Origin of the sequence: Acetobacter indonesiensis (assembly GCF_000963945.1) — a bacterium.
GTDB lineage: Bacteria > Pseudomonadota > Alphaproteobacteria > Acetobacterales > Acetobacteraceae > Acetobacter > Acetobacter indonesiensis.
The window spans coordinates 1-6,492 of record NZ_BAMW01000035.1 but is presented as its reverse complement, the minus strand read 5'-3'; the positions used below and the strand labels follow the sequence as shown (position 1 = coordinate 6,492).

The window sequence follows — 6,492 nt, the reverse complement described above, 5'->3', positions numbered from 1 at the left end:
GCTATCCGCGCTCACTCACAACATAATATGCAACTGTAGTGATAGGGCATGCCGTCAGTTATGTTGCGGGGTTTGAATGAGCTTACACTCCTGCCTGATCTGTGATGTTTTCTCCCTGTTTTTCGGAGAGAGTGTGAATGCGACGGTATGGTCTGAGCGATAGTCAGTGGGAGCGGATAAAGGACTTTCTCCCAGATCGCGAAAGTCATGTCGGTGGGACGGCTGCGGATAACCGTCTGTTTATCGAAGCCGTGCTGTATCGTTATCGCGCAGGCATTCCCTGGCGTGATCTGCCTGTCTGGTTCGGGGGACTGGAAGAACGTGCACCGACGGCTGCGTCGCTGGTGTGAAAGCGGTGTGATTGAACGGATTTTCCGGCATCTGGCTGCTGAGCATGACAACGCATCCATGATGACCGACAGCACGATTGTCCGTGCTCACCAGCATAGTGCGGGTGCCCGTAAAAAGAGCGTGGATCAGGCAATCGTACCGCTCCGTGGCGGACTGACCACCAACATCCACGCCATTGTGGATGTTGCGGGAAAGGCTGTGGCTCTTTCCCTGACACACCCGGGCAAAGGGCAGACATCATTGATAGCAGAGCCATTGCTCGATGAAGTCGATCCCGAGGGCTTCATCGCCGACAAAGCTTACGACGCCGCTCCCCTCATTGAAAAGTTTGAAAAGCGGGGGATCACACCGGTTATTCTCTCCAAGAAAAACCGACGCAATCCCCGGAAAATTCTATTCTTACTTTATAAGAAACGAAATACCATCGAACGCTTCTTCGCCAGACTGAAGCAGTTCAGAGGCATTGCAACGCGCTACGACAAGCTGAAATCAACTCTCCTCGCAGCTCTGCAACTTCTCTCCGTTATCATTGAAATTAACTGACGACACGCTCTAATGTATTAGAGATCCAAGCCTTGTCACATCAAATATTAAAGCATGAGATTTTTCCAAATTCTCCGATTGTTTCTTTCCACTCTTCCCATTCAAGGTTAGATCTATACAAATCGAATTCATCAAATAGTTTATTTATTACTTTTATAGACAACAAGTCCATTTGCTTCAACGATTTCATTTCCACAAAAATATCTTGAATTTCTTTTTCAAAAATAAATTTTGTAATACAAGCATTATCAATGGAATAGCTCTTTTTCACGAAACTTAATAAATTTTCATTTTCTTTAAATTTTATCTCACATTCAAAATTATTTCTAGACACAATGATTAAATATTTTTTATTTCTATTTTCTGTTTGTAATTTGAACTTAAATTCAGACTGAGCTTCAAACTGAAAAGAGTTTTCATCATCATTTATTTCCCGCAAAAACAAATGGTCAAAATTATACTCCAACATATTACAAGATAGAATTTCATAGTTTGATATTTCATTTTCACTTTTAATAATATTGTATTTATTATCAAAATTTATCTTAAAACTATTAAATAAGATTTTTTTATATTTTTCCTCTAATCCAATATTTAGTGCTTTAGCATAAAATGAAAAATCATTTATTTTGTGAATATCTAAAATTCCTTTCACCACGTAATCATCCTCCATAGAAGCTATACTTTTATACTTTTGATAAAAATTTGTGTAAAAATATTTCTCACGACCTGCCAACGGATGGATAAAGCAGCTTATATTTTGAGGTATTTGACTACTGACATAACTGGGAGCCCAATCGTACATATCAATAAAGTCACAAAATTTTTCCAAATCCATCACTTTCATGTTATGCAATATTGGTTCATGTATCATTACACATTCTCCAATAGGCCATGCAGCAATATCATTTTTTATTTTCTCTTCTGACATCTCCAATCGTCTTTTATATATTAATTTACATGCTTGACTTGAAAAAAAGCTTATGCAAAACAATCCTTTATTTATATATTTATCAACATCGTAGTATCCGACACAGCCGTTTAGATGAGACCAGTGCGTATTTGGAATTTTTTGTATTCTGCAAATCACATCTATATTTTCATTATTCATTCTTTCAAAAATTCTATCTATATTTTCATTAACATACACGTCATATTCGACGGAACATATAAAATCATAATAGCCATATTGATTTATAAATATATTCTGATGATAATCACCATTATACCAAAATCCTCCAAAACCTTGATAACCCCAAGCAAGACCAAGCTTATCAGCAGATTCAAATGTATAATTTAATATGACTGCTCTCTCGCGAACCCAACTAGGAATTATACTTGAGTCATCAGAATCTATTATTATGTAAATATCTGCCTCTGTAGAGTTTAATAGAACATTAATAAAATTTTTTTCAACGACTGAATCCCAAAAATGCGTCTTGAACAAAACAGCATTTTTTATTTTCTTCATTACATTACCCTTCATACGATATAAAATTTTCTCGATTATTAAATGTTTTTTGAGAAAAAATCAAATGGGATTGTTTCTCAAATGGGCCTTTGGTTGTTAACGTAAAATGATGAGAACTGTGCGGGGGGGGGGCGTTCTTTCTCGGCCCGGTTCTAGTCCAGAAAGAGCAGCTTGAGGGCCGCGTCATCATTGAGAAAATGCCTTCTGGCCCGGACGACCCGCCTCAGCCAAGCGTTCGGCGCCTCTATGGCATTGGTGGTGTAAATCAATTTTGGAGTTCGGCGGGAAAGGGATAGAATAGAACGGCCTCTTCCCAACCCCCCTCTCAGGACTAGACGATCTCCGCGTATTTCCGTTCTTTCCAAGTGACGAAATTCAGCGAATGGCGCAGCTGATGAACTATGCAGGTTTGCACCAAAGCCTCTAGAAAAACCCCACGAACGGCGTCGGGGAAACCTTTCAGCCCATCGATCACGGCCAGCAGAATATCCTTGAAGCCACGACGATGCAGTTCGTTGTGATAATGATACGAAGCCAGAATTTGGCACCATCGTTCTGCTCGATCCATAGGCGAGGACTTCCTTACGAACTCCTTTGCTTCCATCCAATTACGCGGTCGTTTGGATTGGTAAGGAGCAGAACCATTCGAATTCAACAATACCTATCACCCACCGCTAGAGCCTTCAGGCGGTCGTCAATATCGAAAATCTCTGGTTCTTCATTGTCAACTCTGATCGTCAGATATAACTAACGGAAGTATATAAGCGCTCTCAAACCAAGGAGCTTTTTGAACTCTCCTCTTTAATAATTTTCCACGCCGTTTCTTGAGAAGAGCATGTTCCAAGCGTTTTCTTTTTTATGTTTCTGTTGTATTGTAAGTTACGAAAATTAATGGAGTATAATTATGTCAAGAGTGGCTTTAGCTTTATATGTAAAAAATGAATATAGTGATATTGCCGGATGGTTAGCTTGGCATTTCTCGTTGGGGGTAGACACTATATTTGTATTTGATGACCATTCTATTGATGGGACTGTAAATATATTAAATGCTGCGTCAAAAAAATTTGATGTGAGATTATATAGTACACATCCCGAGAAAATAGTTGATCATGATAAAAGACATGGAGAGTGCTTAAAACTAGCCTCCGATATGGCGAAAGAAGAAGGATTTGATTGGATTGGCTTTTTAGATGGGGATGAATATTTATATTTATCTACGGTTGATAATGTAAAAGATTTTCTGGATAGATTCGAAAACTTTGATGGCGTCGCTATTAATTGGTGTATTTACGGAAGTTCAGGTCGTGTTGTAAGGCCTAGACTGCCTATAATGAAAACATTCACAGCTAGATCTCAAGAAAATTTTGGTGATAACGTTTTAGTTAAAAGTTTTATTCGTCCGGAGTGTTTTGGTAATAATTATAAAAATCCGCATAGATTTTACGATATACCAGCAGATAGATATGCTGATACATTTGGAAATCCTGTTCAATGGATAGACGCGACAAATCCGAATGTATCGTGGGACCAAGCTCGAGTAATGCATTTTGTCTGTAGAAGTATGGAACACTTTGTAACAAGAATAAAAAGACGTCTAAATATAGATCTAAGAGATTCTTCATCCTATTGGGATCACTTCAATAGAAATGATATTTCTGATAATTCTTATGAGAAATTCTACGGAAAATGTGAGAAAATATTTATGCAGATACAAAAATCTGCTTTAAAGGAGGCTGCAAATATTTTAAGTCAACAGAAAGAAGAAGAAAAAGAAAAAATCTTAACAAGTTATGATATTAAAGCCGTCCGGAAAATTAAGACTTCAAGGGGAAGCAATCTCGCGCTAAGGAAATCTGATGGAAAATTAGTCCATTTTTCCACAGATCATTTTGATGAGAGTAATTACTGCCAAGTTTATGGTTTTTTTTATGACAACTATGAAGAATACATTCATTTATTTGCAGTAGAAAACAACAAAATATTTGATGGATTTTTTTTCGTGAAAGACGATTTAAGGGTTTCTCCTCTTTTGACATATAAGGCAGAATATTATGAAGACAATTTATTTTCATTGAGATCAATTTCTCAAAATGTTTTTTTAAGTGCACCGGGTCATGATGTTGCGCCAGAACAGGAGTTGGAATGCAATCGGCGTGAGGCACTTGAATGGGAACACTTCGTTTTTGATGACATGTATGAAAAAGAAATTTTGTCGAACGCATTTGAAAAATTAATTGTCCACAACAATTTTAATATTTACGATCTTCTTCATATGTCAAAGAAAAATATTTACACAAAAAAACACATGTGGTTATTGCCGTTTATATCGATGCTATCTAACAATGAAAAAGAAGATTTAAAATACATAGTCAAAGGCCTTTTAGATATATACATATAAAGAAACCAGCACTAGAGTTGAGTTTTTTCCTGAACTCTGGTGCTTTGGGAACTCTTGCTGCAGGAGGTGAAGGGCCGCTTACGACCCTTGTTCACGCAGAAGTGTGTTGCGACAATGGCGAATGATTTTCTCGATGCGCTTTTGGGTAACGAGCCGCACAAGACGGATTGGATGCGGACTGAGGCCGCTGGTGCTCCTAGTCCGTGGCGACAGCAGGCACTTCTCGAACTAGGGCACTGGGAAGCAGATGCTCTTCGCGACACAGACCGGGAGTATGTTGCAGAACACCTGACTTCGGATGAGGTCGTGCTGGTGATTGACGAGACTGCCTTTCTTAGGAAAGGCAACTCCTCCTGCTGAGTCAGAGTGCAATACACAGGAGCAGCAGGCAAAATCACGAACTGCCAAATTGGTATCCTTGCCGCGTATGTTTCGAACAAAGGCCATGCATTTATTGATCGGGTACTCTATCTGCCGAAGGGCTGGACGTCAAAATCCCAGCGTATGCGAGCCGCAACATGTCCCCGAGGATGTTGCATTCACTACCAAGTCGGCTCTGGCCGCCCGGATGATCGAGCGCGCTGTCCTGACGGACGTTCCGTTTGCATGGGTTGCCGCCGATAGTGTTATGGTGGTGGCGGAGTAGAGCGGAGGTTACGGCACACGGGACATAGTTATGTGCTAGGTGTGAAAGGTAATCATCGGTTCAACTCATGGAGTATGAGGCCAGCGGTTGCTGGTGAAGTGAAAGATATTGCGGCCTCCTTGCCATTAGAGGCTTGGCAGCGGCTGTCAGGAGAAACCAGCACCAAAGGCGAAAGATTTTATGACTAGGCCTATCCGTCCGCTGGTAGATCTCGCTTCGGAAGAATTTAGTGGAGGGTTGGAAGAACCGTTGGTTGATGCGCCTTTGTCCTGATTTCTGAGTTTTGGCGTGCTGATTGATGGTTGCGGTGGTGGCTCCAGATCTACGTTTTGGAAGATCACCTGGTGGATTACTATGCTGCTGCGCCGATCCGCTCCAGGAGCAGTATACGGCGCATATTGTAGATGATATTAGCCAGTCCAATCCTCGTGGTAACTCTCGCTATGCCTATGGTCCGGATGAACAATCCCGTTTGTGATTTTTGATCAGCAATGACATGGTCGACACGTGATCGGATAACCGACTTTCCAGCATTCGATTTCTGGATATGCCGGGGCATAGGCTTGAGATGCGGCTTTTTCCTATGGACCTTCGAGACAAAGCCTTTCTTCGCTATGAAGTCTTCGTTGGCTTTTGAGCGATAGGCTGTGTTTGCCCACATCGTTGAGGCATCCGGCACGCGGTCCGACAGCCCCAGACAAAAGAAGCGCATGAAGGACAGGCGGTCGTTAATCGGAGAGATTGTTCAGGGTCTGGATGACCAGAATTTTGAACATCAATACCGCCTCACACGGCGGACGACTGCCTTTGCTCCCGCCTAAATACGCCAGTGCCTGCTCCAGATCAGGACGGAACACCTCAAAATCCACAGTCCGGGAAAAGGCCTCAAGCTGGTCACCAAGACCTCTCGAACGAGCAAGCCGCTCTTCAACATCAAAGAAACCGGACTGCTTCATCACCCACTCCTCATCGCAAGATAAACGATGGAATCACACAGAGAGGCCCAAAACCAGAGGGTTTTTCGAACCCTCCAAGTCCTGAAACGACGACAGGACTGGTTTGATCTCCAGCCAGACCTCGATC

General features: G+C 41.4%; 3 protein-coding genes and 3 pseudogenes. 3 read left to right on the top strand and 3 right to left on the bottom strand.

Features of this window, described 5'->3' with window-relative positions; translation table 11 throughout:
- Positions 1-137 precede the first annotated feature (137 nt).
- A protein-coding gene (locus tag Abin_RS09815) for an IS5 family transposase (protein ID WP_146867741.1) occupies positions 138-894 on the top strand; the annotation gives its coding sequence in 2 pieces (ribosomal slippage) (positions 138-305 and positions 307-894; 756 coding nt in all).
- 40 nt (positions 895-934) lie between these two features.
- Here Abin_RS09815 and Abin_RS09810 read toward each other — a convergent pair.
- On the bottom strand, positions 935-2,365 hold the full coding sequence (locus Abin_RS09810; RefSeq protein WP_146867742.1) for a hypothetical protein: 1,431 nt from the start codon (positions 2,363-2,365) through the stop codon (positions 935-937).
- A 158-nt stretch (positions 2,366-2,523) separates the two neighbouring features.
- Positions 2,524-2,935: pseudogene (locus tag Abin_RS09805) on the bottom strand (transposase); the annotation flags it as partial.
- A gap of 334 nt (positions 2,936-3,269) precedes the next feature.
- Here Abin_RS09805 and Abin_RS09800 point away from each other — a divergent pair.
- Complete coding sequence (locus Abin_RS09800; RefSeq protein WP_084593580.1) at positions 3,270-4,763, top strand: glycosyltransferase family 2 protein; 1,494 nt, start codon at positions 3,270-3,272, stop codon at positions 4,761-4,763.
- Positions 4,764-4,799: 36 nt separating this feature from the next.
- Positions 4,800-5,594 (top strand): annotated as a pseudogene (locus Abin_RS15855) (IS701 family transposase); the annotation flags it as partial.
- A 167-nt stretch (positions 5,595-5,761) separates the two neighbouring features.
- Here Abin_RS15855 and Abin_RS09785 read toward each other — a convergent pair.
- Positions 5,762-6,368, bottom strand: a pseudogene (locus tag Abin_RS09785) (transposase).
- Between the last annotated feature and the right edge of the window lie 124 nt (positions 6,369-6,492).